General features: G+C 69.0%; 30 protein-coding genes and 2 pseudogenes. 23 read left to right on the top strand and 9 right to left on the bottom strand.

Annotated elements, in window-relative coordinates:
• From RUMESO_RS19400 to RUMESO_RS19390, 3 genes are all read left to right on the top strand, one after another.
• Window positions 1-204 (top strand): transposase (locus tag RUMESO_RS19400; RefSeq protein ID WP_037277958.1); only part of this gene is annotated, 204 nt, incomplete at its 5' end.
• A 23-nt stretch (window positions 205-227) separates the two neighbouring features.
• Window positions 228-542, top strand: coding sequence for a QacE family quaternary ammonium compound efflux SMR transporter (locus RUMESO_RS19395; protein ID WP_037282644.1), 315 nt, complete (start codon window positions 228-230; stop codon window positions 540-542).
• Window positions 543-667: 125 nt separating this feature from the next.
• A complete protein-coding gene (locus tag RUMESO_RS19390) occupies window positions 668-1,831 on the top strand; it encodes an MFS transporter (RefSeq protein WP_037282635.1) in 1,164 nt (387 codons plus the stop codon).
• On the opposite strand, the gene RUMESO_RS19385 is transcribed toward RUMESO_RS19390, so the two are convergent.
• Together RUMESO_RS19385 and RUMESO_RS19380 are read right to left on the bottom strand one after the other, a co-directional pair.
• Window positions 1,815-3,707 carry an amylosucrase gene (locus tag RUMESO_RS19385; RefSeq protein WP_037282632.1) on the bottom strand — a complete coding sequence of 631 codons (1,893 nt, stop codon included), beginning with the start codon at window positions 3,705-3,707 and terminating at the stop codon, window positions 1,815-1,817. The two genes, RUMESO_RS19390 and RUMESO_RS19385, sit on opposite strands and share 17 nt — an antisense overlap.
• Window positions 3,708-3,946: 239 nt before the next feature.
• Window positions 3,947-5,122 (bottom strand): annotated as a pseudogene (locus tag RUMESO_RS19380) (alpha-hydroxy acid oxidase).
• A 335-nt stretch (window positions 5,123-5,457) separates the two neighbouring features.
• Between RUMESO_RS19380 and RUMESO_RS28660 the strand changes: the two are divergent.
• The 16 genes and pseudogenes from RUMESO_RS28660 to RUMESO_RS19300 form a co-directional block, all read left to right on the top strand.
• Window positions 5,458-6,609 (top strand): annotated as a pseudogene (locus RUMESO_RS28660) (putative bifunctional diguanylate cyclase/phosphodiesterase); the annotation flags it as partial.
• 142 nt (window positions 6,610-6,751) lie between these two features.
• The gene (locus RUMESO_RS28655) at window positions 6,752-7,930 is read left to right on the top strand and encodes a tyrosine-type recombinase/integrase (protein ID WP_037282623.1); all 1,179 of its coding nucleotides are present in this window, start codon (window positions 6,752-6,754) and stop codon (window positions 7,928-7,930) included.
• Complete coding sequence (locus RUMESO_RS19360; RefSeq protein ID WP_037282619.1) at window positions 7,927-8,631, top strand: hypothetical protein; 705 nt, start codon at window positions 7,927-7,929, stop codon at window positions 8,629-8,631. Before RUMESO_RS28655 ends, RUMESO_RS19360 begins: the two co-directional genes overlap by 4 nt.
• 92 nt (window positions 8,632-8,723) lie before the next feature.
• Window positions 8,724-8,924 carry a helix-turn-helix transcriptional regulator gene (locus tag RUMESO_RS19355; protein ID WP_037282617.1) on the top strand — a complete coding sequence of 67 codons (201 nt, stop codon included), beginning with the start codon at window positions 8,724-8,726 and terminating at the stop codon, window positions 8,922-8,924.
• Window positions 8,925-9,027: 103 nt separating this feature from the next.
• Window positions 9,028-9,174, top strand: coding sequence for a hypothetical protein (locus tag RUMESO_RS25370; RefSeq protein ID WP_156363031.1), 147 nt, complete (start codon window positions 9,028-9,030; stop codon window positions 9,172-9,174).
• Window positions 9,171-9,440: a hypothetical protein gene (locus tag RUMESO_RS19350; protein ID WP_051521505.1), complete on the top strand. Its 270-nt coding sequence runs from the start codon at window positions 9,171-9,173 to the stop codon at window positions 9,438-9,440. Before RUMESO_RS25370 ends, RUMESO_RS19350 begins: the two co-directional genes overlap by 4 nt.
• Window positions 9,437-9,622 (top strand): transcriptional coactivator p15/PC4 family protein, encoded by a 186-nt coding sequence (locus RUMESO_RS19345; protein WP_037282616.1) that lies wholly within the window; start codon window positions 9,437-9,439, stop codon window positions 9,620-9,622. The genes RUMESO_RS19350 and RUMESO_RS19345 overlap by 4 nt, the downstream gene beginning before the upstream one ends.
• Before the next feature lie 4 nt (window positions 9,623-9,626).
• Window positions 9,627-10,529: a toprim domain-containing protein gene (locus RUMESO_RS19340; protein WP_037282614.1), complete on the top strand. Its 903-nt coding sequence runs from the start codon at window positions 9,627-9,629 to the stop codon at window positions 10,527-10,529.
• Window positions 10,526-11,653: an AAA family ATPase gene (locus tag RUMESO_RS19335; RefSeq protein ID WP_051521504.1), complete on the top strand. Its 1,128-nt coding sequence runs from the start codon at window positions 10,526-10,528 to the stop codon at window positions 11,651-11,653. The genes RUMESO_RS19340 and RUMESO_RS19335 overlap by 4 nt, the downstream gene beginning before the upstream one ends.
• Window positions 11,654-11,815: 162 nt before the next feature.
• Entirely contained in the window at window positions 11,816-12,466 is a 651-nt protein-coding gene (locus RUMESO_RS19330; RefSeq protein ID WP_037282612.1) for a hypothetical protein, read from the top strand.
• Complete coding sequence (locus RUMESO_RS19325) at window positions 12,456-12,905, top strand: DUF5681 domain-containing protein (RefSeq protein WP_037282610.1); 450 nt, start codon at window positions 12,456-12,458, stop codon at window positions 12,903-12,905. The genes RUMESO_RS19330 and RUMESO_RS19325 overlap by 11 nt, the downstream gene beginning before the upstream one ends.
• On the top strand, window positions 12,902-13,120 hold the full coding sequence (locus RUMESO_RS19320; protein WP_037282609.1) for a hypothetical protein: 219 nt from the start codon (window positions 12,902-12,904) through the stop codon (window positions 13,118-13,120). The genes RUMESO_RS19325 and RUMESO_RS19320 overlap by 4 nt, the downstream gene beginning before the upstream one ends.
• Window positions 13,117-13,344 (top strand): hypothetical protein, encoded by a 228-nt coding sequence (locus RUMESO_RS19315; RefSeq protein WP_037282607.1) that lies wholly within the window; start codon window positions 13,117-13,119, stop codon window positions 13,342-13,344. The genes RUMESO_RS19320 and RUMESO_RS19315 overlap by 4 nt, the downstream gene beginning before the upstream one ends.
• A complete protein-coding gene (locus tag RUMESO_RS19310) occupies window positions 13,341-13,652 on the top strand; it encodes a hypothetical protein (protein ID WP_037282605.1) in 312 nt (103 codons plus the stop codon). Before RUMESO_RS19315 ends, RUMESO_RS19310 begins: the two co-directional genes overlap by 4 nt.
• A gap of 46 nt (window positions 13,653-13,698) precedes the next feature.
• Complete coding sequence (locus RUMESO_RS19305) at window positions 13,699-16,095, top strand: hypothetical protein (protein WP_037282603.1); 2,397 nt, start codon at window positions 13,699-13,701, stop codon at window positions 16,093-16,095.
• A 12-nt stretch (window positions 16,096-16,107) separates the two neighbouring features.
• The gene (locus RUMESO_RS19300) at window positions 16,108-16,518 is read left to right on the top strand and encodes a hypothetical protein (protein ID WP_037282599.1); all 411 of its coding nucleotides are present in this window, start codon (window positions 16,108-16,110) and stop codon (window positions 16,516-16,518) included.
• A gap of 178 nt (window positions 16,519-16,696) precedes the next feature.
• On the opposite strand, the gene RUMESO_RS19295 is transcribed toward RUMESO_RS19300, so the two are convergent.
• Window positions 16,697-17,008: a hypothetical protein gene (locus RUMESO_RS19295; protein ID WP_037282595.1), complete on the bottom strand. Its 312-nt coding sequence runs from the start codon at window positions 17,006-17,008 to the stop codon at window positions 16,697-16,699.
• A 597-nt stretch (window positions 17,009-17,605) separates the two neighbouring features.
• Here RUMESO_RS19295 and RUMESO_RS19290 point away from each other — a divergent pair.
• Window positions 17,606-17,797, top strand: a complete 192-nt coding sequence (locus RUMESO_RS19290) for a hypothetical protein (protein WP_037282593.1) — start codon at window positions 17,606-17,608, stop codon at window positions 17,795-17,797.
• A gap of 11 nt (window positions 17,798-17,808) precedes the next feature.
• Window positions 17,809-18,000, top strand: coding sequence for a MerR family transcriptional regulator (locus RUMESO_RS19285; protein WP_037282591.1), 192 nt, complete (start codon window positions 17,809-17,811; stop codon window positions 17,998-18,000).
• 146 nt (window positions 18,001-18,146) lie between these two features.
• On the opposite strand, the gene RUMESO_RS19280 is transcribed toward RUMESO_RS19285, so the two are convergent.
• From RUMESO_RS19280 to RUMESO_RS19265, 4 genes are all read right to left on the bottom strand, one after another.
• Entirely contained in the window at window positions 18,147-19,331 is a 1,185-nt protein-coding gene (locus tag RUMESO_RS19280; protein ID WP_037282589.1) for a tetratricopeptide repeat protein, read from the bottom strand.
• A gap of 436 nt (window positions 19,332-19,767) precedes the next feature.
• The gene (locus tag RUMESO_RS19275; protein ID WP_037282587.1) at window positions 19,768-20,358 is read right to left on the bottom strand and encodes a helix-turn-helix transcriptional regulator; all 591 of its coding nucleotides are present in this window, start codon (window positions 20,356-20,358) and stop codon (window positions 19,768-19,770) included.
• 17 nt (window positions 20,359-20,375) lie between these two features.
• Window positions 20,376-21,041, bottom strand: a complete 666-nt coding sequence (locus tag RUMESO_RS19270; RefSeq protein WP_245639344.1) for a response regulator — start codon at window positions 21,039-21,041, stop codon at window positions 20,376-20,378.
• A gap of 28 nt (window positions 21,042-21,069) precedes the next feature.
• Window positions 21,070-22,596, bottom strand: a complete 1,527-nt coding sequence (locus RUMESO_RS19265) for a DUF4118 domain-containing protein (protein WP_051521502.1) — start codon at window positions 22,594-22,596, stop codon at window positions 21,070-21,072.
• A 185-nt stretch (window positions 22,597-22,781) separates the two neighbouring features.
• Between RUMESO_RS19265 and RUMESO_RS19260 the strand changes: the two genes are divergently transcribed.
• Window positions 22,782-23,159, top strand: coding sequence for a hypothetical protein (locus tag RUMESO_RS19260; RefSeq protein ID WP_037282584.1), 378 nt, complete (start codon window positions 22,782-22,784; stop codon window positions 23,157-23,159).
• Window positions 23,160-23,180: 21 nt separating this feature from the next.
• Complete coding sequence (locus RUMESO_RS19255; RefSeq protein WP_037282582.1) at window positions 23,181-23,534, top strand: hypothetical protein; 354 nt, start codon at window positions 23,181-23,183, stop codon at window positions 23,532-23,534.
• Window positions 23,535-24,275: 741 nt separating this feature from the next.
• Here RUMESO_RS19255 and RUMESO_RS25365 read toward each other — a convergent pair.
• Entirely contained in the window at window positions 24,276-24,431 is a 156-nt protein-coding gene (locus RUMESO_RS25365; RefSeq protein ID WP_156363030.1) for a hypothetical protein, read from the bottom strand.
• A 201-nt stretch (window positions 24,432-24,632) separates the two neighbouring features.
• The coding region (locus RUMESO_RS26530) for a hypothetical protein (RefSeq protein ID WP_037282580.1) at window positions 24,633-24,872 on the bottom strand (240 nt) is incomplete at its 5' end.

Raw genomic sequence — 24,872 nt, 5'->3', positions numbered from 1 at the left:
ACCAACGCCATCGAGGCGCTAAACTCCAAGCTGCGCCGCGCGGTCCGGGCACGCGGGCACTTCCCCAATGACGAGGCGGCCACCAAGCTGCTATACCTCGTGCTGAACCGGGCGGCCGAGGATTGGAAGCGACCGCCGCGCGAGTGGTTCGAAGCCAAGACCCAGTTCGCCATCGTCTTCGGCGAACGCTTCAAGGCCAGCTGAATGTACCCGGCCTCGCGCACAAGATTCCCGACAGTCCCTTCGCCGGACTCCTCGAAGTCGTCTGGGCCTTCTCCATGAAGCAGTCGGCCGGCTTCACGAGGCTCGGGCCCTCGGTCGTCACGCTGGTCGCCATGATCGCCAGCTTCGCGCTCCTGTCCGTCTCGATGCGGGCGCTGCCGCTCGGGACCGCCTACACCATCTGGACCGGGATCGGCGCCGTCGGCGCCTTCGCGATCGGCGTCCTGGTCCTTGGCGAGCCGGCGAGCGCGGCGCGGCTGGCGGCGGCCGCGCTCATCGTGGCCGGCCTGCTCCTCATGAAGCTCTCCGCGGGCGGATGAGGTCGGAAGGCCCGAGACGGCGGCTCGCGAGTGTTTCATCCCGACACCGAAGGTGATCGCCGGCGGGTCGCCGTGGCGCTTGCGGCCGGCGGGGGCTCCTGTCATTAGCGGCAGGTCCCGTTTCCGTGAGGTTCACAATGTCGGTCCTGACCGCCATCCGTCTCGCCGCGCGCCCGAATGCGGCCTTCGCGTCGCTTGGCCTCTTCTGGGGGTGCTGGGCGGGCTACGTGCCGGTCGTGAAGGGCGGGCTCGGGGTGAGCGACGGGACCTTCGGGCTGCTGCTGCTGGGCTCGGCCTGCGGGCTGGTGTCGGCCATGTGGATCGCGCCCCGGACGGACAAGGCCCTGGGCGCGCGGGCGATGCAGGTGCTGGCCTCGTGCTTCGCCCTTGCCTGGCTGCTGCCGACGCTGGCGCCGGTGCCGGCGATGTTCTTCCTGGCGCTGGTCGTCGTGGGGCTCTGCTCGGGGCTCCTCGACGTGACCATGAACTCCAGGGTGTCGGAGCTGGAGGCGCAGACCGGGCGGTCGCTGATGAACGGCGCGCACGGGATGTTCTCGGTGGGCTACACGGTCGGGGCGCTCTACGCCGGCGTGATGCGCGAGGCGGGGCAGATGCCGGTCGTGGCGCTGATGGGGGTCGCGTTGTTCGTCCTGGTCGTGATGGTGCCGCAGATGCGGCAGGCGCCGCACGTCGTCCCGCATCCGGAGCACGGGCGGGGCGCGTATCCGCTGGTGCCGATCCTGCTCTGCGGCGGCGTGGTGCTGGCGGCCTTCATGACCGAGGCGGCGACCGAGGCCTGGAGCGCGCTCCACATCGAGCGGACGCTGGGCGGGCGCGCGGCCGAGGGGGCGCTGGGGCCGGGGATGCTGGGGCTGACCATGAGCGTCGGGCGCTTCGGCGGGCAGGTGGTGGCCGAGCGGCTGCGCGAGGTGACGGTGGTGCTGATCGCCTCGGCGACGGCGGCGGTGGGCGCCGTGATCGCGGCCTGGGCGCCGAACCCGGAGGTGGCCTATGTGGGCTTCGGGCTCTTCGGGCTGGGCGTGTCGGTGATCGGGCCGATGGGGCTGGCGCTGGTCGGCAAGATGGTGCCGCCGCATTTCCGCACCGAGGCGATCAGCCGGGCGGCGGTGCTGGGCTTCTCCGGGTTCTTCTTCGCCCCCGTGTTCATGGGGCTGGTGAGCCAGGCGGCGGGGCTGCGCTGGGCCTTCACGCTCGTGGCGGTGCTGGTCGCGCTGGCCGCGCCGCTGGCGCTGACGCTCGGGCGCCGGCCGGTCAGCCAGCCCGCCTGAGCCAGAGCGCGCCGTAGGGCGGCACGACGAGGGTGTCGCCCTCCCATTGGAGGGGATGGCCGTGGAGCGCGTCCTCCTGGGGGCCGTCGAGGCGGAGGGCCCAGGCGGCGATGCGTTCCTCGTGTTCGGTGAAGTTGACGAGGCAGGTGACCGGGGACCCCTCGTCGTCGCGCAGGTACGCGAAGAGCCTCGGGTGGCCGGTGTCGAGGACGCGGGTGGGGACATGGCCCGCGAAGGCGTCGAGGCGCTTGCGGGCGGCCATGATGAGCTTGACACCCCGGTGGATGATGGCGGCGGGGAGGCCGGGCTCCAGCTCGGCCCTCGCCGCGAGGTCCCAGTCCATGCGGGGGCGCTGCATCCAGCGGCCGTCGTCGCGGAGGTCGGGGTCCTGCTCGTAGGAGGGGTCGTTCAGCAGGCCGATCTCGTCGCCCATGTAGAGGAGCGGCATCCCCCCGAAGCTCGCGATCAGGGCGTGGCCCATGAGGATGCGGGCGATGGCCTGCTCGACCTGGGCCGCGTCGCCGGTCTCGAGGGCGGATTCGAGGCCGCAGAGGGAGGCGAGGGAGCCGTTGGTGCGGCGGTCGCCGGTCTCGGGGTTCGACTGGAAGTCGGCGCCGCGCGCGAAGGCGCCGGGGAAGGTGCCGTTGTAGAAGTCGGCGAGGAACTGGCGGTGGGCGTGGGCCTCAAGATGGGGGACCTGGGCCGCGTCCTCGGGCGTGATGGCCCAGCCGATGTCGTCGTGGCAGCGCAGGTAGGTGGCGAAGCTCGCGCGGCGGAAGCTCTCGGGGAAGTGGGTCCGCAGGACGTGGGTCATCAGGCGCGTGTCCCGGGCGGCCAGCGAGGACCAGAACTGGACCATCAGGTTGTTGTGGTAGGCGAGGTGGGAGACGCGCCCCTCGTGGCGGCCTGACCCGAGATAGGGCACGAGGTCCTTGGGACCGACGATGGCCTCGGCCTTGTGGATGACGCCGGGGGCGGCGGCGCGGGTCGCCTGCACGAGGACCTGGAGGAGGTCGTGGACCTCGGGCAGGTTCTGGCAGGTGGTGCCCATGCGCTTCCACATGAAGGCCACGGCGTCGAGGCGGAACACCTCCACGCCCTTGTTGGCGAGGTGGAGGATGATGTCGAGCATCGCCAGCAGGACCTCGGGGTTCTCCCAGTTCAGGTCCCACTGGTAGTCGTTGAAGGTGGTCCAGACCCATTTGTTCAGGTCGGGGTAGTAGGTGAAGGAGCCCGGCGCCTGATCGGGGAAGATGTCGATCAGGGTCTTCTCGTATTCGCGCGGGAGCCGGTCGTCGTCGAACATCCGGTAGAAGGCCTGGAAATGCGGGTCGCCGGCGCGGGCGCGCTCCGCCCACTCGTGCTCCTTGGCGGTGTGGTTGAGGACGAGGTCGAGGCAGAGGGAGATGCCCTGTTCGCGCAGGGCCTTCGCGGTGGATTCGAGATCGTCCATGGTGCCGAGCCTGGGGTCGATCCGACGGTAGTCCATCACTGCGTAGCCGCCGTCGCTCTGGCCCGGGCGGGGCATCAGGCAGGGCATCAGGTGGAGGTAGGTGACGCCGAGGTCCCTCAGGTAGGGGATGCGCTCGGGGATGCCGGAAAGGGTGCCGGCGAAGCGGTCGGCGTAGCAGACATAGGCGACCATCCCCTGCGACAGGAACCAGTCGGGGTCGAGATCACGGGCGAGGTCGAGGGCGCGGAGGTCGGCGGGACGCTCGGCCGAGTGGCGCTCGGCCAGGGCGCGGAGGCGAGCGAGGAGGTCGTGGGCATCGGGGTAGAGGCGGGCGAGGGGGCCCTTGAGGTCGCGCAGCGCCCGGCGCCAGCGGAGGTCGAAGAAGGGGTCGGGGGTGGCGGTCTGGGCGGTCGTCGTGGTCATGGAGGTCCCTCCGCGTTCACCTATCGGGGAGGGCGGTTAGGGCAAGGGAACGGAGCGGGCAAGCTCCGTAGGGCGGGCTTCAGCCCGCCTTGCAACCGGGGAGCGGCGGGCTGAAGCCCGCCCACGGGCTAGCAGGAGCAGCAGGCGTAGGATGCGCTTCGGCGCACCGGGGGGGTGGCGTGGGCGGGGTGGGCGGGGTGGTGCGCTGAAGCGCACCCAACGGCCGACCATCCGGTCCGTCAGGCGTTCTCCGCCCAATCCCCCTCGAAGTCCTTCGGCACGAGCAGGATGTCGCGGTCCACGGTCTTGATGTCCCGCCGCCCGCAGAGGGCCATGGTGAAGTCCATTTCCTTGGCGATGACCTCGAGCGAGCGGAGGACCCCGGCCTCGCCCATCGCTCCGAGGCCGTGGACATAGGCCCGCCCGATCATCGTCGCGTCGGCGCCGAGCGCGATGGCCTTGAGCACGTCCTGGCCGGAGCGGATGCCGGAATCGAGCCAGATCTCGGTCTGGCCCTTCACGGCGCGGACGATGGAGGGGAGGACCCGGATCGAGGACAGTGCCCCGTCGAGCTGCCGCCCGCCGTGGTTGGAGACCACGATGGCATCGGCCCCGCACTTCACGGCGAGGCGCGCGTCCTCGGGGTCGAGGATGCCCTTGATGACGAACTTGCCGCCCCACTTGTCGCGGATGCGCTCCACCTTCGGCCAATCGAGCTTGGGGTCGAACTGCTCGTTCGCCCAGGTCGAGAGCGAGGCGAGGTCGCCCACGTTGCGGGCGTGGCCGACGATGTTGCGGAAGGTCCGGCGGGGGGTGCGCGCCATGCCCATCGACCAGCGCAGCCGCGTCGTGAATCGATCATGTTGGGCAGCGTGAGCTTCGGCGGCGTCGAGAGGCCGTTCTTGAGGTCCTTGTGCCGCTGCCCGAGGAGCTGGAGGTCGAGCGTGAGGACCAGGGCCGAGCAGTTGGCGGCGCGGGCGCGCTCGATGATCTCGTCCACGAAGGCCCAGTCCTGCATGACGTAGAGCTGGAACCAGAAAGGCTTCTTGGGGCCGAGCGTCGCCACGTCCTCGATGGAGGAGACCGACATGGTGGAGAGGGTGTAGGGCACGCCGAACCTGGCGGCGGCGTGGGCCGAGAGGATCTCTCCGTCGGCGTGCTGCATCCCCAGGGAGCCGATGGGCGCGAGGGCCACGGGCATCGCCACCGGCTCGCCCAGCATGGTCGAGGCGAGCGTTCGGTTCGACATGTCCACGGCGACGCGCTGGCGGAAGCGGAGCTTCGCGAAGTCGGTGGTGTTCTCGCGGAAGGTCTGCTCGGTCCAGCTTCCCGACTCGCAGTAGTCGAAGAACATCCGGGGGCGTGCGCCGGCGATGCAGCGCCTTGAGGTCGTCGATGTTGGTGATGACGGGCATGGGGCCTTTCCGGCGCAGGGTCGCCCTTGATTAGCAACGCCCTGGGGGGCCGGCAATCGGGTCCGCCACGCCGCGGTTCCTTCGAATGCGATGCATTCCCGGCGGGTTCTTAACCCCTTGTTTGCAACTTTGGGGCGAACGTGGCCTCGGACGGCTGGGGAGATGGAATCGTGAGACGCCTGCTGCATACCGCCTGGAACGTGAAGGGCCTGGGCCTGGTGATCGGCACTGCCGCCTCGATCGCCGTGGGGGTATGGTTCGACATCTTCGACTGGCTGCATCGACTCGATCGGTCTCATCCGTACTGGGGGCTCGACGACGTCTTCTCGGTCCTGATGATCCTCTCGCTCCTGGTGCCCTTCGTGCTCCTGCGGGTGAACCTGACGCTGGCCCGGGCGCATCACCGGACGGTCGAGGCGCAGGCCGAGACGCAGCGCATCGCTTTCCACGACCCCCTGACGGGGCTGCCCAACCGGCGCCTGTTCCAGCGGCACGTCGAGGAGGCGGAGGGGCGTGCCAAGGCGGGCGAGGAGCCGGCGATGACCGTGCTGCTGCTCGACCTCGACCGCTTCAAGCCGGTGAACGACCTGCGCGGCCACGCGGCGGGGGACCTCCTCCTCTGCGAGGCGGCGAAGCGCCTGCGCCGCCTCGCGCCGGAGGACGCGCTGGTGGCGCGGCTCGGCGGCGACGAGTTCGTGCTGGCGGTCGGCGGCCCCGACGCCGAGGACCATGGCGCGACCCTGGCCCGGCGCGTCAACGCCGCCATGGCCGAGGCCTTCGACTTCGGTGACTGGTCGGCCTCGATGTCCTGCTCGGTCGGGATCGCGGACTGGGCGCCGGGGATGTCGCCCTCGGACCTCCTCCGCCATGCCGACCAGGCGATGTATCGCGCCAAGGCCCTGGGCCGGGGCGGGCACGCCCACTACGACGATGCCCTGGGCGAGGCGCTGCGCGAGCGCGCGGCCCTGGAGCAGGACCTGCGCCGGGCTCTGGCCCGCGGGACGGCGATCACGCCCTACTTCCAGCCGATCTACGACATCACGGGGCGCTCGCTGCGTGCCTTCGAGGTTCTGGCACGGTGGAGCGACCCGGTGCGCGGCTTCGTGCCCCCCGACCACTTCATCCCCGTGGCCGAGGAGATCGGCCTCATCGACCCGCTGTCGGAGCTGGTGCTGGACCGCGCCTGCGCGGCGCTCGCGGCCTGGCCCACCGAGCTGCCCATCTCGTTCAACCTCTCGCCCCGCCAGTTCGGCGACATGGGCCTGCCCGGGCGCATCCTCTCCATCCTGGAGCGGCACGGCATCCCCGGCTCGCGGCTCGAGATCGAGATCACGGAGCGGGCGGTGCTCGCCGACCTCGACGTGGCGCGCGCCATCGTGTGGGAGCTGGCGGCGGCGGGGGTGCGCATCTCGCTCGACGACTTCGGGACGGGGATGTCGAGCCTCGCGATCCTCACCCAGCTTCCCATCGACAGCCTGAAGATCGACCGATGTACCATTTCACCTCATCGCAGGGCGCTGCATGAACACCTTGTTTGCTTAGAAGTTGGCTCGGGTCGCTGTATCATCCCCTTCCACTTCGTCGCAGCTAATCTTATGCTTCCTGATGGGACGGACGTGGGGATAACGCATGAACAAACTGACCGCCCGGAAGGTCGAGTCGCTGCGCGAGCCGGGCATGTACGGAGACGGGAACGGCCTCTACCTCCGCATCGGTGCTTCGGGCGGGAAGTCGTGGATCCTTCGGACCGTCGTTCACGGCAAGCGGCGCGACCTGGGCCTGGGGGGTGCCTCTCTGGTCTCGCTTGCGGAGGCTCGCGAGAAAGCCCGCGCCCTGCGCAAGGTAGCCCGCGATGGCGGCGACCCCGACACATTCCGGAAACGGCGCAGTTTGACCTTCTGGGAGGCAACGGAGACTGTCTATGCCCAGCTCCGTCCCACATGGCGGAGCGGGAAGCACGCGGAGACATGGCTTCAGACGGTGGAGGCTCACGCCAAATCCCGGTTCGGGGATCGGCCTATCGAGGCAGTGACGACGGCCGACGTTCTGAGCGCGCTGACGCCCATCTGGAACGAGCGGAACAGAACCGCAAACCGGCTCAAGCAGCGGCTGGCGACCATCTTCGACTGGGCGAAGGGGGCGGGGCATTACCCGCACGAGAACCCGGTCAACGGCGTCAAGAAGGCGCTGCCGATCGTGAGGCGCAGCAAGCAGCACATGGCTTCCATGCCGTGGCACGAGGTGCCCGCCTATATGGCTCAGCTGGCGCTACGGGGCACTGTGTCGGCGCGGACTCTGGAGTTCCTGATCCTCACGGCAGCCCGTTCCAACGAAGCGCGAGGGTCGCGCTGGGCGGAGTTCGATTTCAGGACTGGCGTGTGGACCGTGCCCGCCGAGCGCATGAAGCGGGGCATTCCGCATAGGGTGCCACTCTCGCCTCAAGCGATGGCAGTGCTGGAGAAGGTGAAGGGCCTGGATCCCGACCTCGTGTTCCCCTCGCGAATGCGCGCGAAGGACGGGCAATCGCGCCCGCAGACGGACATGGTGTTCCGAGACCTGCTCCTGAGGACCAAGCGCGACGACATCACGGTCCACGGCTTCCGTTCTTCGTTCCGCGATTGGGCGTCGGAGAGTGCGCATGCCGAGCGGGAGGTGGCAGAGGCCGCTCTCGCTCACACCAACGGTAACGAGGTGGAGCAGGCTTACCACCGGAGCGACCTTCTGGACCGGCGCCGTCCACTCATGGGTGCCTGGGGCCGCTTCTGCGCGGGAGAGCAAGGGACTGTGGTGCAGATGGTGCGGGGATGAGCGAGCTTCCAATTATCGTCGAAGGCCAACTCGCGGCCGACGCGGGGGCAATGGTGCTGGGCGCCATGCTCTATCCGAAAGACCTCAGGAGCGCTCGGCAGTTTGCCGCTTTGCTTTGGGAGGAGACCGTTGCCAAGGCAGCGAGCAAATCCCGAGGCGAAAGCTATGGCGAGGGCCAGCTTTTCCGCGAAACGCTGACGGCACATAACTTCCCTCTCCTGGGCTTGGTTGGGCATATGGCGTTGCGCATTGCGAGGGGTTACGTCGAGGATCAGCCGGTCAGCAAGTCTGTCGCCGCGCACATTGAAGCCGAACGCTTCTCAACGACGAAGACGATAGGCGGTCAACGTCTGCCGACTGATAGGGACCGTCTTCGACGGACCTTCGACAAGTACGCGCCTGTTGTGCACCTCTGGGGCGCAAGCGCAGTTGTGGTAAACGATGTAGATGGTTCGCGCCGCGAAGGTGTCGATCTTCTGAGCGCGATCTCGGTCAGCCGCCCCCACCTGCTCTCTTTCCTCGGCTGTGCGCTCTGCCTTGAGGAGACGCTCAGGGGGGCGCTGCCCGACTGGTGCCCGATGTCAGTCCCTTGGACAGCTCTTGAGGGGGAAGACCTGAGCCGTTTCCGGTTGCGGCTCAACGCTGAGGACCCACGAGTTGCGGGCGCGCGCTCCAGTTACAAGTCGCGGAGCGGCATGTGACGTGAGCCCCGGGGAATAATCCTTCCCCGCATTATGGCCGCTGCGCCTGCCATCTAACGTCACGGCATCGCACCCCAACCGGAGCGCTGCCAATGCCCCCCACTGATCCCCTGATCCGCGACAAGGACGCCGCCGCCATGATCGGCGCATCGGTGTCCACCTTCTGGCGCCGCGTCGCGGACGGCACCATTCCCCCGGCCATCAAGATCGGTGGCATGAGCCGCTGGCGCCGCTCAGAGATCGAGGCGGTGATCGCCCGAGCGGAAGCCCAGCGCGAACCTGTGGCCGCCTAAGACAACACCCGCAAAGCCGGATCGGCCTCGCGGGTGTCTATCTGTCAGCGGCACTGAACAGGTAGCACAGACGGGCCGGTCCTTCAAGGAAAGGATCGCTACCTTGACCCCCTCCACGACCACCACGCCGCCGCGCTGGGCGCCCGCTCCCTGCCCGCACCGCATCCGCTTCCTGTGCCAGCGTTATGCGCTGAGCGAGCCCGCCGCGCGGCTTCTCGCGCCCATGGTCTTCGGGGAGGTGCGCCAGTGACGGACACGACCAGCACGCCCTCCGCCCTGCGCACGCTCAAGCACCGTCGGCAGGCGGCCTGGCGCGAGCGCAACCAACTCAAGGTCTGGGCCCACAAGGCCCTCGCCTCCGCCCTGCGGCGCGGTCTCCTCACCAGGCAGCCCTGCGAGGTCTGCGGCGATCCAAATGCCGAAGCGCATCACCCGGATCACCGGAATGCTCTCGATGTGCAGTGGCTCTGCCGCGCCCACCATAAGGCGCTCCACGCGACGGAGAAGGCGGCATGATCAGCTTGCGCAAGAACTCCCGCGAGGAGCTACGGGTCAGCCTGGACGAGTTCAAAGGCCACCGGCTCCTGAACCTCCGGGTCTGGTTCGAGGGCGACGACGGCCAGATGCGCCCGGGTAAGCAGGGGTGGCCCTGCGCCTCGAAATGGCGGCCGATCTGGCCGACGCGATCCGGAAGGTGACCGCATGAGCGCCGCCGAGATCACCCGCGCCCTTAAGGGACGCTGGCACGGCCGCTATGGCACGGCCTTCTGCCCGGCACATGCCAACAGCCGCACCCCCGCGCTGTCGCTGAAGGATGGCACCGATGGTCGGCTCCTGGCCAAGTGCCACGCCGGCTGCGACTTCGCCCATATCCTCGACGCCCTGCGCACCCTCGGGCTGACAGAGGGCGCCGCCCTGGGACTGCATGTGGATCCGGAGGTCAACGCTCGGCGGCAGGCTGAGGCCCGGGCAGAGGCAGAGCGGCGTGGGGCACAGGCCCGGCGCCTATGGGACGAGGCGCTGGCGGTAACTGGCACGCCCGCCGAGCGCTACCTGGCGGGGGCCGGGCATCACTGCCCCGTTCCCCCCGACGCTGCGCTTTCACCCGGCCTGCTGGCACCTTTCGGCCCGGCGCCTGCCGCGCTCGTGGCGCTCGTGGAGGGCGGCGAGTCGTTCAGCATCCATCGGACCTACCTGCGGGTAGACGGCACCGAAAAGGCTGACATCGAGCCAGCCAAGGCTATGCTCGGCGCCGTCGCAGGGGCCGCTGTGCGCCTCTCCGATGCGGCGGGCGAGCCCGGGGCACCTCTCGTGGTGGCCGAGGGCATCGAGACCGCCCTGAGCCTCGCCAGCGGCCTCTTGAGCGGTCCTGCCGTGCTCTGGGCGGCGCTCTCGACCTCTGGCCTCCGGGCATTGCGGCTGCCTGCACGGCTGGGGCGGCTCATCATCGCGGCCGATGGGGACAGACCGGGACAAGAGGCGGCACTCGCCCTTGCGGCCCGTGCGGACGCCCAGGGTTGGCAGGTGTCGCTCCTGCCCCCGCCCGCCGGCAAGGACTGGAACGACGTGCTGAGGGTCATGGCCCAGGAAGGCGGTCGCGCATGAGGCTACATCCTCAGGAGGTCCCGTTCGCGCGGCTGACGCCCGACGCGGCCCCCGCCCGGACCTCGCGCTTCTACTCGGCCGCGAGCCTCAAGGGCCGGCCCGTGCCGGAGCGGCCCTGGCTCGTGCGCGACCTCATCCCCGACCGCACCGTCACGCTGTTCTCCGGCGACGGCGGCACCGGCAAGTCGCTCCTGGCCTTGCAACTCGCGGCGGGCGTGGCCACGGGCTGCGGCTGGCTCGGCATGCCGGCTCGGCCTGGCCGGGTCATCTTCCTCTCCGCCGAGGACGACGAGGACGAACTCCACCGCCGCACCGCGGACATCCTGCGGGCGACCGAGCGCACCTACGACGACGTGGACGGGCTGACGCTCCGCAGCCTGGCCGGCGAGGACGCGCTCCTGGCCATCGAGTCAGGGCTGGCGCTAATGCAGTCCGAACTCTTCAACGAACTCGAGCGGCGGGCCTGCGATGAAGCTCCGGCGCTGGTAGTGATCGACACGCTCGCCGACGTCTACCCCGCCAACGAGAACGACCGCATGAAGGTGCGCCAGTTCATCGGCATCCTGCGGGGCCTCGCGCTCCGGCAGAAGTGCGCGGTCATGCTCCTGGGCCACCCCTCGCTCTCGGGCCTCGCCTCAGGCTCAGGGTCCTCAGGCTCCACGGCCTGGAACAACTCGGTCCGCTCCCGGCTCTACCTCCGCCGCATCACGAGCGAGGGCCACGAGCCCGACCCGGACAAGCGGGTGCTCGGCACCATGAAGTCCAACTATGGCCGAGTGGGCGGCGAGATCGCGATGACGTGGCAGCAGGGCGTCTTCGTGCCGGAGGTGACCCCCACGGGCCTCGACCGCATGGCGGCGGGCGCCAAGGCGGAGCGGGTGTTCCTCAAGCTCCTCGACGAGTTCACCAGCCAGGGCCGCTTCGTCTCGGCCAGCCCCTCCAGCGCCTTTGCGCCGTCGCAGTTCGCCAAGCACCCGAAGGCGGAAGGAATGACGAAGCGCGTCCTGACCGAGGCGATGGAGAGCCTTCTCTCGCGCGGCGACATCGTCGTCCGAGAGCACGGCAAGGGCGTGAACGTGAGGCGACACATCACCCGTGCGACGGAGGTCATCCATGCCGAATGAGGTCGCGCAACGCCCGCTCAACGCCTGCACAACGAGGGTAACGACGCCCGCCCAACGCCCGCGCAACCCCTGAACAACGGTGGCGCAACACTCTCCCCATACCCCTAGGGCGTTGCGCCTCCCCTGCGGGGGTGAGGCGCACACCTCAGCCAGAGGTCCAGCATGACCCTCACGGACGCGACTCAGACCACCGCCCCACCACCTGACCGCCTGTCGGTTCTCAGCGCCGGCGCGCTCGATGCCCTGCGGGACCGCCGGCGGCATGCCACCCTCGCGGCCCAGAGCACGCTCGTGGCCTGCGCGGCCCTGCAGGAAGCCCGGCGCCTCTGCGCGCCCGAGGAGTGGGCCGACTGGCTCAAGGCCGCCCGTATCGACATGCCCACCGCCAAGGCGCTCCTCGACTTCGAGCGGCTCGCCTTCGACGCTCGCAGCATCGCCGAGATGGGCGGGGAGGCTCTGGCTGCGACTTGGGCGGCGGAGGTGCATCTCCCGCCCGAGGGCGAGGCGCTGGCCGTCTCCGTGGGCGAGTGGACCGAGGAGCGGCACGTCCCCGTGGGCTATGTCTGGCGCGCGCCCGAAGGCGGCTTCTGCGTGGGCCTCTTCGACTTCGAGGACCCGACCTCGCGCAGCCTCGCCAGCCGCCGCGCCATGCACGATGAGCGCACCGTCTGGGCCACGCTCTGGCTGCTTCTGGGCGGCGTCCGGGCCGAGATGCTCCTGCACCCGATCCGCGAGGGCGTGGAGGACATCGTCGCGGCCTGCGAGGCCCACCGGCAGGCCCTGATCAAGAAGGGGGTGCCGCATGTCCACTGAGGCGGCGGACGACCGTAACAGCGGGACGAATACGGAGGGTCGCAACCCGGACGGCACCTTCGCGCCGGGCAACCCCGGCAAACCGCAGGGCGCCCGCCACCGCACCACGCAGGCCGTGCAGGCGCTCCTCGACGGCGAGGCCGAGGCCCTGACCCGGCGGGCCGTGGAGCGGGCGCTGGAGGGCGACACCACAGCCCTGCGCCTCTGCCTGGAGCGGATCGCGCCTACCCGCAAGGACCCGGTCGTCGTCTTCGACCTGCCGCCCATGCAGTCCGCGGCGGACGCCACGCAGGCGGCCGGCGCGGTCCTCGCTGCCGTCGCCTCGGGCGACCTCACCCCGGCGGAGGGGGCGCATGTCATGGCGCTGGTGGAGACCTACCGGCGCACCTTCGAGACCACGGACCTGGAACGCCGCATTGCGGCCCTGGAGGAGAAATGACCCTGAGAACCCGACTGGACCGGCTGGAAGCCTCGATGGGCCAGCCCCACGATGCCGACCCGCTGGTGATCCACACCGGCGTGCCCCGTGCCGACGACCCGCACGGCCTCGTGGCGCTCGCCCCGCGCGTCACCGTCACCCGCCGCCCCGGCGAGAGCCCGGCGGACTTCGTCGCCCGCGTGGAGGCCGTCGCGGCCCGAGGAGCCCGGCAATGACCCTGAAGACCCGACTGAACCGGCTGGAGCGCGCCCGCCCGGACGCCGTCAACGCCCTGACCGAGCTTCTCGCGTCGGTGGCGTCGCGGGGTCTCCGCATCCACGACCGCCCCGCCGACCTCCCGCTCGCCGACTCCATCGGCCCGGATGGGATGGCGGAATGGTTCGATGCCCTGCGCCGTGCCCCGTCCTTGTCCCTTCTGCCTCAGGAGATCCTGCCATGAACCTCAAGCAGCGACTGGTGAAGCTGGAAGACGCTGCCCCCGACCGGGGCGACGGCGTCAAAATGGTCTGGAACACCGTCGTCCGGCGGGACGGAGCCGGCCTCCTGATTGAGCGGCCCTTCCGTGCGGTCATCGTGCGCGAGCCCGCCGCGTCAAACGAGACCCTCACGCGACACGACTCCGAGACGCAGGCGGCCTTCTTCGATCGCGTCCTGGACTCTGTGCGGCGCGTCCATGGGCGCGAGGACCCGGTCCATGAGGCGGAGGTGACGTGGAAGTCGGACGGTCGCGCCGACATCAGCGAGTGACCCGGACATCATCCCAAGCAACGACAGCGAGCAGAAAGCACACAATATGGTCGACCTCGTCACCCAACTCCTGCAGCAGCAAGGGCGGGCTCAGCAGCCCGACCTCGTGCAGCAACTCCTAGATCAGATGCGGACGCAGGAGGCTGCCCGGACGGGCATGATGCCTCCGGACCCCCGCATCGTCGATGCCTTCGCCGGGTATCGTGGAGGCGGGGGGCAGCCCCCTGCGGCCCCCTCCGGCGGCGTCACCCGCGAGCAGCTCCTGGCCGAGGCGCAGCGCCGCCAAGATGCCATGCGGGCGCAGGAGCAGGGACGGTCCGGCTCCACCATGACCCCCACCCAGCGCGCCGCCCTTGAGCACGCCCAGCGCCGCCAAGATGCCGCGCGAGCCGGTGCCACCGGGGCTCCCATCGTCGTCACCGGGCCCGACGGCCAGCAGTTCGAGTTCCCGGCCGGCACCAGCGAAGAGGTGATGCGGCAGGCCCTCGCCCGTCACTACCAAGGGCAGGGGCAAGGCGGCCGCGTGCAGCCCCAGGAGGCCGGGGCAACCGTCTCGCCCGAGGTGCAGCGGGCCCGCGAGGCCGCCCTGCGCCGCGTCCAAGCCGAAGCCGAGCGGCGCGGGTTGATCACGGGCCAGGGCACCTCCGCCGGGGAGACCAGGCTGGAGCGTCTCGACCGTCTCGCCAGCCCGTCCTCCGGTCAGGGCCGGACGCTGACCCCGGAGCAGCAGCGCGCCATCGCGGACACGCGGGCGCAGATGGGCGCCACGCCCCATGACGACCTCCTGGCGCGCCTCGACCGCCTCCAGGGGCCGCCGCCCATCCCGGGCTCGGACGTGCTGCCCAACGTCGACGCCAACGCCTTCGGCGGGCCACCCGAGAACGCCGACGCCCTGTCCGCGCTCCTCACCCCCGAGGGGCAGGCTGCGCGCCGGGCCTCGATGCCCCCTGCACCGATCCCGCGCGAGAACGAGTGGCTGGGTGGCGTGCTGCCCTCGCCGCACCAGGCCATGCGGAACTTCTCCGAGAACCTCTGGGGCGACACCGACGACACGACCATGAACCGGGGCGAGGCCCTCGGGGCGTCCATCAACAAGCTGGCCGAGTCCGCGACCTTCGGGCTCGCCGGGGATGAGGCCAATGCCTACGCCGACAGCCTTCTGGGCCGGGGCTCAGGCGACTATGCGACCCAGCGCGACCGATACCGGGGCCAAGAGGAGCAACTCTGGCAGCAGCACCCGGCGCTCGCCCTCGGGGCCGAGATCGGCGGCGCGCTGATCGGACCGGGCAAGGGCGTCGGCACCTTCATTAACCGGGGCGCAGGGACCGCCTCCCGCGTCGGGCGGGGCCTTCTGGCCGGAGCCGGGACCGGGGCGCTCTACGGGGCTGCAGAGGCCGAGCGCGACCCCGTGGACATGCAGGCGGACGAGGTGGGAGGCGTGGAGGACCGCGTCGTGGGCGGGCTCCTCGGGGCCGGCGTTGGCGGAGTCGCGGGTGCGGCCGTTACCGGCATCGGGCAGGGCTTCAACCGGGTGGCGCGGATGTTCCGGGGCCAGCCTGGGGCCGAGGACCTCGCCGCCTCTGCGGAGAGCCTCCACGACGCCTCCCAGGCGCTCTACCGGCAAGCAGACGCCTCGGGGGTGGTCCTCCCCCAGACCCGCCTCGCGCAGCTCGCCGCGGACGCCACGGACGCCGTGAGAGCCGAGGGCTACCACGTCCGCCTCCACCCCCGTCTCCGCGCCGTTCTGAGCGAGCTGCGGGACGTCGCGGCGGGCGACCAGAGCCTCAGCCGCGTTGACCAGGCTCGGCGCGTGGCGGGGAACGCGGCCAAGTCCATCGAGCCGGACGAGCGGCGCCTCGCCTCCATCGTCATCGACAAGATTGACGACATGATCGAGGAACTGGGCACCTCCTCCGCGCCCCTCCGCGAGGCCCGCGCCCTCTGGGCCCGCATGAGCCGGCTGGAGCGGGTGGAGCAGATCTTCGAGAACGCGAGCAACGTGGGACCGAAGGGCAGTTTCGAGGACACGCTCGCCAGCGGCTTCCGGTCGCTCCTGCGCAACCCCCGCAACCTGCGCGGCTTCAACGAGGCCGAGCGCCGGGCGATGCAGCAGGTCGCGCGGGGCTCCACTGGCGTGAAGGCGCTGCGGTCCCTGGCCGACCTCCTTGCCCCCAACAGCATCACCGGCGCCGGGGCGGCAGTGGGCACGTTCATGAACGGCGGGGGCCTCCTTACCGCTGTGCCGCCCCTCGTCAGCTACGGAGCGCGAGCCGCCTCCAGCGGCATGGTCCGCGCCCAAGGGGCTGCCCTGCGCAACATGGTCGGGCAGACCGATGCCCAGCGCGCCCTTGCGGAGGGCCTGCTGCGCCAGCCCAACGCCCTGGCTGGGGCTGCCAACGGGGCCACGCCCCAAGGGCTCCTCGACTATGTCACCAGCCGATAGGGACACCGGCCCATGTTCCCGTTCAAGACCTCTCTCCCGGCCCCGTTCAAGCCCCAGGGCCTTACGGGCCGGGCCTCCCTCTTCGGTGCCGGCGGAGGCACCGAAGGACCGCGCCCCTCCCTCTTCGACGGCCTGCAGGGTCAGCCGGGGCTCCTCGGATGGCTTGGCGATCCGCAGCACCGCGCCCGGCTGGCCTATGGTCTCACGGCCTCCAGCATGGCCCCCAACGAGGCGCTCCTGTCCTCGCTCTGGGACCAGGCCGGGTTCAGCCAGCACCCACCTCACGCGGGTGGCCTGCTCGGCCTCTTGGCGGGCGTGGGGCAGGACCAAGGCGGACCGCGAATGGTGCAGTTTGGGACTCCGACCGCCGCGCCGGGTGCGCCCTCCTTCGCGCGCATCTTCGAGGGCACTCGTCGCTACTGATCGGGCCGCCCGGTCCCGCACTTGCGGATCGATGAGGGGAGCGATACCTGGCCCCGACACTTCCCCCGGTCGGTCACCCCCGGCCCGGCACTAGGGCTGCCCGCAAGGGTGGCCCCCTTCTTTTTCGGGGCCCGGAAATGTCGCGCCCGCCCTGGGCCCTCCCATAACCGCCGAAAGCTCACCTGGTCTGGCCCACGCCACGGTTTACCAGGTTGTGGACCGGAAAGACCTGCGGCTGGATGTTCGGAAAGCCGTGCTTCTGCATCAGCGGCCCGAGCATCTCGCCAAAGCGCCGGAAGTCCTCTTCGCTCTCCCACACGTCGATGACCCGCCAGCCGGTGGGCGTGGGGCCCGAGGTGTGGGACAGGATCCCACCCCCCGGCCAGTCAGAAAGCGAGGTGAGCAGCTTGCCATGGTTGAGGTCGCGGCAGACCGCCTCGTACTGCGCCTGCGAAACCCCCGGCATGTCGAAGATGGTACAGACAGCCATTCCGTCCTCCCTGGTCCGCGTGAGCCGTGGCGGAAGCATAGCACAAAGCCGCGCGTCTGAGCCGGTCGGAGATGGGCCAGGCCGCGCGGCTTCCGGCACTTCAACACACTTCGAACCCTTGCCTTACCTAGAGCCTGTTGCGGTCCAGAACGGACCGTTTCCCAAGCCCACGCCGGCAGCCGCAGCTTGGCCGCAATCGCCATGGAATAGGTCACCGGCGCCTCGTGCGCCTGCGAGAGCGGATCAGCCGGCCAGTGCCGCCATGGGGTTAACCCCGGCAGTCCGAGCCCTGGATCGCTCCGGGGGTGATCGGATGGGGCTCGCCTGGCAACAGGGGAGCCCTTCTGGTTTTCGGAACCCTTCCCTGCCCCTGCCGTTCTCCTCCCGAGGGCTGTGCCCCTCTCGAGGAACTGTCGCGTTCCTGCGGATCCCAAGCCGCCGAGCCTTGAGACCTTGCTCGACGGCAGCGACCCTGCCCCCGCGCTGTCCAGTCAAGCCGGCAAGCGCGGGGGCGGTGCCCTCGGGTGCCCATCCGCATTCGCCTGTCGTGCCGATCCTCCGCGCCCTATGTGTCCATCAGGAAGCATGGAGGACCGAATGGGCGAGCCGCGCCAACTAACCGCTGACGAGCAGAAGATGGTTCACGACGCGGTGCTTGCGAAGGCCCAGGCACAGAATCCCCAGGACGAAATCAGGATCGTCGTCGGAGAACAGGCCAAGGGTGGCGTCGTGGAGGTCCAGATCATCCGCGTCACTGAGGAAACCGTTCCGAACATGCAGGGGGCTTAGGGGACGAGCCTGTGCCCACAGACGAGTCCCAGACGATCAAGGAGGTCGCTGCTATCCTAGGTGTGCCTGTCGCTCCGCTGCGTCATGCGGCCGAGCGGCACGGGTTCCTCATCATGTTCGGCCGGCACGCCCGCTTGAAGCACGAGGACCTGGACGCGCTGGTGCAGGCGCAGCTCTTGCCACCCCAGAAGGGGCCGCGATGACCCACCCCATGCCCTCCTCGCGCCTCGCTGGCCTCCCCTCGGGCTCGTGGCTCGACGTGGCGTGCCGGTGCAGCGCGAAGGCGGCGTAGGGTGAGGGTAGGGTCAACGGGCCGGTGCGACCATGGGCCGGCAGGGTCCGGCAGCGGCTATTCCTCAGATTGGAACTCGCGGCGCGACTCCCGGATCAGCGTCTGAGCCTGGGCCTCGGTGTCCGGGCAACTCATGAGCAGCTGGGACCCGAGTTTGCGGAATGGGTGCGGGTCCATTCCAGGCGGGGGGTAGTCGGCCCGCTCGGGCATGAGTTCATGCCAGAAAAAGACCGTGTTGCCGGTTCGGTAGTGGCAGGACAGGACCTTGTACTCCCCGGACTCCAGAAGCGTGATGAGACGCTGACACTCAGGGACGTCGCCGCCGATCAAGCAGGTGTTGGGCCAAAGCAGGTTCTCGCGCGCCAGATCCTGCACCGTCTCCTCGTAGAGGCGGTCGGCCGGTCCTTCGTTGCGGGCGGGATTCACGGTCTCGCCCGGCTCCGGTCCAGCGTCGCTGGAAGCGGGCGTGGGACTTGCAGGGAGTTCCGCGACGAAGTTGTCGATGCCGAGAAACATCACGACGGCCACGGGCGAGACACAGCCGTGGCGCGCATAAAAGATGCGGGCATCGGCCCGGGCGGCGACGGTGAGGCCGATCAGCGAGCCCATGGCGCCAGCGCCGCTTCCGGCCCCTTGCCGGAAGGCGTCGTCGAGACTTTCTGCCGGTTCAGAGTGGGCGTCCGCGAGCCCGCCCAGCATCGTGCCAACGGCGTCGGCGAATTGGGCCGCGGTGAGGAAGATCACGGTCTCGGGATTGAGTTTTCGCTTGCACTCCTCGCGTTCTTCGAGGGTCGTCGTGAAGACCTGGAGGTAGTTGCCGACAGGGCATGGGTTGAGACCCTCGTAGGTCTCGTCGAACATGTCGGTGAGGAGTTCGCCGGCCGCGTACCCGGAAGCGTCGAAGTGATAGTTCTCATGCTTGAGTCGTGCCCGCTCGGCGTATCGCGAGGCTCCATAGACCCCGAGGCTCTCGGCCTGATCGTAGGACAGAGCGGCGGCTTCGAAATCCCCGCGCTCCCATTCTTGGAGGCTCCCCAGCGAAAAGGCGGCCATCGGGTAGCCCGCCGTAGCCAGCGCCGCCAGGATCTGCTCGGCTTCATCGAGCCGTTTTGCCGCCGTCAGGGCTCGCGCGTACTGATACCAGAACCGAGGGTTGTCCGGATCGCGCGCTAGGGCGGCCTCGCAGGCGGGAATGGCGGCGGTCGGATCAACATCTCTCACGCCAGGGGCGACGGCGAGCATGTCGCCCGTCCGTGCCGCCAGGGTGTCGCACGGGTCGGCCTGAGCCGAGGCACGAGCTGCGGGAAGGGCTAGGAGCAACGTCAGGACAGCGACAAGCGTAAGGCGCATCACAAAGCCCCACCAACCGGACGCCACATTCTACCACAGTCGCCGACTTCAGGCGATTGTCCTGTCCTGCGGGCCATCAGCCCCCGCCCGCATCCTGCGATGAGCCGGTGCGGCGCGAAGGCGGCCTTTGTCGTGCTCGCGGACCAGCCCAAGAGGCCGCCGGGCTTCGGCTATGCGCCCCCCGCGACGGCGCAGATCACGGTCCTTGGGTAGGGCCAGTCCGCGGCCGATCCGCTTGAGAGGGCATCAGTCCTCAGAAAGCGAGCTGCGAGGTAAGTCGATGGAGTTAGGCTGGCCCGAGTTGACAGCTCGCGCAGTCATTTCCAGGTCAGATCAGCCCGAACATCTCGCCCCGCGAGATGGCCTCGAACCCTGTCTTGGCGCCGAGCTTTCGGCGGGCACTTCCGAGCCGCTGCTTGACTGCAGCTTCCGAGGTGCCCAGCCGGAGGGAGATCTGCTTAATGCGATACCCAGCCTTGACGAGCTGCAGTGCCTCGATCTCGCTCGAGGTGAGCACCTGGGGCGGCCGAAGCGCTTCGTGGCACGTGACCACATAGGCTTGCAGGTAGCCCATCTCAGAGTCAGCGAACTCGCGGTCTTCGCGCAGGAACAGGCCGAAGCTGCGCCCGCCTTCCTCCCGGCGATCGAGCAGCGACACGGCCACGCCATACTTCAACCCGTGCTCTCGAGCTGCGGCCAAGACGCCCTTCGGGTCCGGCAGTCGGATATCGCTCCAGCGGGTCACGCCGACCTCAGCATAGATCCAGCCCATCACCGGATCGGCGAGCAGGAGACCTTCACGCGAGTAATGCTCCACCCACTGGCGCGGCAGCCTGTTCATCACGGTCGTCGGAGCGGTCAGTCGCAGTTTGAGCGCCAAGTAGTGCCCGGCAGGAGCGACCTCGGCAAGGACCTGCACTGATGATGCCCCTGTGGTCACGCGTCCGCCATGAGCCGGTAGCCCACGCCCGGCTCGTTGGTGATGAGCTTCGGCACAGCCGGTTCAGACTCCAGCTTCGCCCGCAGGCTGCGCACCGTCACGCGGAGATACTCGACATCCTGCTCGTGCGCGGGGCCCCAGACGGTGCGGAGGAGTTGGGCATGGGTCACCACCCGGCCGGGATGTCGGGCGAGCTCCGCCAGCAGGCCCCACTCCTTTGGTGTAAGATGAACCTCTGCCCCGCCACGTTGAACGTGTCGGGCAACGAGGTCCACCTCGATGCCGTCAACAGTGAGAACGCGGGTCGGTGCGCTCCCTGCCAAGCGCTGACGGAGCGCCACCCGCACCCGCGCCAGGAGTTCGTCTGTGTCGAAGGGCTTGGTCACGAAATCGTCGGCCCCGAGGTCCAGGGCCGCAACCTTCTCCTCTGTCGCTTCACGCGCGGAGACGACCAGCACCCGGGCCGTGCTGCGCGCGAGGATCAGGGGCAGGATCTCAAGCCCGTCTCGGTCCGGCAGGCCCAGGTCCAAGAGCACGAGCTCAGGTCGCTCGGTGTCCAGCCGGCCGAGCGCCTCCCGTGCCGTCTCGGCCTCCACGATGCTGTATCCTGCGCGGTCGAGGGCGCTACGCAGGAGCCGCCGGATATGCGGTTCGTCATCCACCACGAGCAGCTTGGCACGCCGTCCCCGGTCATTCCGCCTGCACCTCCATATCTTGAACAACAAGGGCCGGCGGAACTTGCAGGACAAAGGCTGCCCCTGGCCCATCGGAACGGTTGGTGGCCCAGACCGACAACCCCATGGCCTCCGCGAAGCCCTTTACGATGGCGAGACCCAGGCCGGTGCCGCCTTCCCGGTCGGAGCCCCTGAGGCGCACAAATGTCTCGAAGATCCGCCGCTCCTGGCCGGGCGGGAGCCCCGGCCCCTCGTCCAGCACCACGAGGCTTACTCCCGCGGCCGAGCGCTCGCCTCGGATGAACACCTCACGGCCGCCTCCGTAACGCAGCGCGTTGTCCACGAGGTTCAGCAGGCAGTGATGGAAGAGCTGAGGGTCAAGTCGCACAAGCGGCAGGTCGGTGGGGACATCGACTCGCAGTCCTGAGACGGCCAAGCCCTTGCCGAGATCACGGAGAACCCCAGCCACGACGTCGGTGAGGTCCACAGGCTCCAGCCTCAGCCGAAGGGTCCCGGCCTCAAGTCGGACCATGTCGAGGAGGTTGGCCACATATCGGTCGAGCCGCCGCGCCTCGATCTCGAGGGTGGCCAGCGTGCCCGGATCAGCTGCTCCTTCGCGCCGAAGCTGGGCCGCGGCCGCGAGGATCGAGGTAAGCGGCGTGCGCAGGTCGTGGCTGACCGAGGACAGCAGAGTTCCTCGCAGCCGGTCCTGCTCGCGCAGACGCTCAATCTCGGCCACCTCGCTGGCCAGATGCAGCCCTTCGAGAGCCAGGGCGGCCTGATCCAAGATCGTTTCGAGCAGGGCATTGTCTTCGTGCAGGGCGCGGGCGTTATCCTTCGCGTCGGTGAGGCCCAAGGTGCCGATGGCCCCGCGCGAGGTCGACAGCGCATGAAAGGTCCAGTTCGAGGCCGTTAAAGGCGCCGCACCACCACCGGGCAATGCTGGCCTCTTCATGGCCAGTCGCGCCGCTTCGATGTCAGGGCTGGCCAGGGCATCCAGAGGTGGGCAGCTGGCAATAATGCGGGGCTCAGGCTCACCCGGTCCGACCAAGACGGCACCAGACCCAAGCAGACGCCCGATCTCTTGGCAGATCGCACGTCCCAGCGCAGGCTCGTCGGTCGCGCCCACTAGTGCCCGGGAGAATGAAGCCATAGCTGCGTTCCTCTCGGCCAAAGCAGCGGCGGTTTGGCCTTGGTTGCGCTGGCGGGCGGCAAGCCGGCCGGTAAAGAGCGCCACCCCAAGCAGGACCAGCACCGTGGCTCCATCAAGAGGACTGCTGACCCTGAGGGTCAGGTGCGGCGGGGTGAAAAAGAAGTTGTAGGCCAAGGCACCGAGCACCGCCGCAAAGATGCCCGGCCCCAGGCCATACCGGCTCGCACTGTAGATGACCGGGACCAGGTAGAGGAGGTCGGCCGAATGGTCGACAGGGTGCGAGGGCAGCCAGCGTTTGCTGCCCAATGCGCAAACGGTCACGAGGGCAACCAGCAGGAAGGTCGCCGTGTAACCGTGGAAACTGTCGAGGCGGGCTGGCCAACGTCTCATGACAGGCAACCTACCCAGCCCGCCGTTGGGAGCGAGGATCTTTACGGAATCTTTATGCTCCAAGCTGCTATTTCCCTGGGCATTTTTATGCCCCTTCGGGGCATCCAGCGGGCCTTGAGGCGATGTCCTGAGGGTCCAGGGCTTGCCACCTGAGGCCGGGCCCGAAGAGGGACAGTTTGGCGCCGATGACAATATCCAACGACCCCGTCTTGGGGGGGGCGGACAGCAACGAGCACGAAGCTGGTCCGGCGTGCAGCTATGTCGGTCGGCACTGGGACGGTGACCCGACGTTCCAAGAGATGATCGACAGGTTTTACGGGACCGAGACAGCGGTGCGCCGCGAGTTCGAGCGACTTGCCTCGTACGACCCTTTGGACCTCCTGGCTGTGGCACGCTTTCGGGAGGCGGCCCACAACCTCGCCGATCAGGTCGATGTCCTCCTCGTACGAATGGCGGAACAGAAGGCCGCGGATCAGTTGGTGCAGGTGACGGAGGAGACCTTCGACTCCCTAAGGGAGCTCGAGGAGCAGATCGACACGGTGCTCAAGCGTGGCCGTCGGTGAGATGACCAAAGGACAGGAGTGATGGAAACCAACGGACCCCTTCTTGGCGTGATGAACCTGCGCCAGCTCGCGACGTTTAGGCCGGAGGGCTGCTGCGTCGGCCTCCTTGACGACCTCCGTCGGATCCATAACGCCGCCCGTCAGCTGTTCCACGGCGTCCTTGGACAGCGCTTCATTGACCCAGCCACGCTCGAGAAGATGCTCTGGTCGCTCGACCGCCAGATCGAGGCCGGGCAAGATCTCCAACCGCAATTGGTCCACTGTGGCGCGAGTGAAGAAACCCAGGCCGAACTGGCCGACCTCATCGCTTATTTCCAAGCAGTCCGTCGGACGGTTGAGGGGCGGCTGGGCGCCCCTGTGGCACGACGGCTCTGACCTGGACCCCCTGGTCCATTCCCATGCTGAGACCCGCACCTCCTAAGATGCTGGAAGTCGCCCACCGCGAGCGGGAGAGGGCCCGCCGCTTTCCTGACGGGCCCCCGTCCGATCACCTCCGCAGCAGGCCGGGGCTCGGACGGCCGGGGTTTTCCCATGGTGGCACTCACCGGCTGATCCACCCAACATCACGCCAACTGGCGCGAGGCGTGTTCTCAAAGCCGAATAGGACGGTGCTGTGACCGAAGTTGGGTCACATGCGGCGCAAGCGCGCTGTTGGTCCGGTTCCGCGCCGCCCCCGGACTCCGAGGGATATCAGCCCAGGAGCGGCTCCCCCGCACCGCGATGCACAGCCGGCGCAGAGGCATTGCCGCCGCTGCCGATAGAGGGCGTTGCCCCGGCAGCTTTGCTTGGGAGGGACGCGGCGGGCCCCCGGCGGGAGAATACCACGCCGGCGTCGCCTTGGGCTAGGGTTCGCCTTGGTTTCAGGCATCGAGGGCACCGCCCCCGCGCTGTCATTTCCCAGAGCGCGGGGGCGGGGTCGCTGCCGTCGAGCGTATGCTAGCAGGCTCGGCGGCTTGGGCTCTCAGGGCTGCGACAGGCCCACGAGGGAGAAACGGTGAATGCTGCGGGAAGTTCCGGGGCAGGGCTGTCCAGTTTTCTCCAAGGGAGCCTGCCTCCGATCAACCTTGCAGGGCCAGAGTTCGCACACAGGCCCGAGCTCCGACCCGGCGCTTCGTCTCAGGTTGGCTCGCCACCGACGCCTTCAAGCAGTGCGACTTGCGCGCGCATCGTCGAGGTCAGAAGCAGGGCCCCCGCGATCCAAACAACCAGCACACAGACGGACGCTGGAAGCACCCCAAGCAGCAATCCCCAAAGAAGGTAAGCCGTCAGCATCGGTCGCTCCTCTTTGCACGCTCTGATCGGTAAGCGGCTGGTCTGAGCGGCAAGCTAGGACCCCGGCAGCGCATCACCATGGCGCAAAGGTGGCAAGAAAGGGTTGGAGGCGCTCTGTCGCCCAAGCCTCTTACCGCCGGCGCTGTCCATGCAGGAGATGGGCGTGGTAACGTCTCAGGCGGCGAGGAGCAGTTCCAAGTCCTAGGACCCCGACGCCATGCTCCTGATTGCGGCGAGGCGCCTCCGCTGTTGCGCAAGCCGGCCAGGGGGCTTGCCGTCCACTCGGGCACTGGCCTCGATGCGTCGCCGTTCGTACTCGCGCAACAGCCGCCGCATCAGGGCCGCACACTCATCATCCGGGGAGTGGGGCGCGCCCGACAGGAAGTCCGCCAGCTGCTGGACAAGCGACCATTTGGTTGTTGTGACGCGGATCATTGCAGC

Source organism: Rubellimicrobium mesophilum DSM 19309, assembly GCF_000600335.2.
GTDB lineage: Bacteria > Pseudomonadota > Alphaproteobacteria > Rhodobacterales > Rhodobacteraceae > Rubellimicrobium > Rubellimicrobium mesophilum.
The sequence above is the reverse complement of the archived record's forward strand: the minus strand, read 5'-3'. Positions and strand labels throughout refer to the sequence as shown.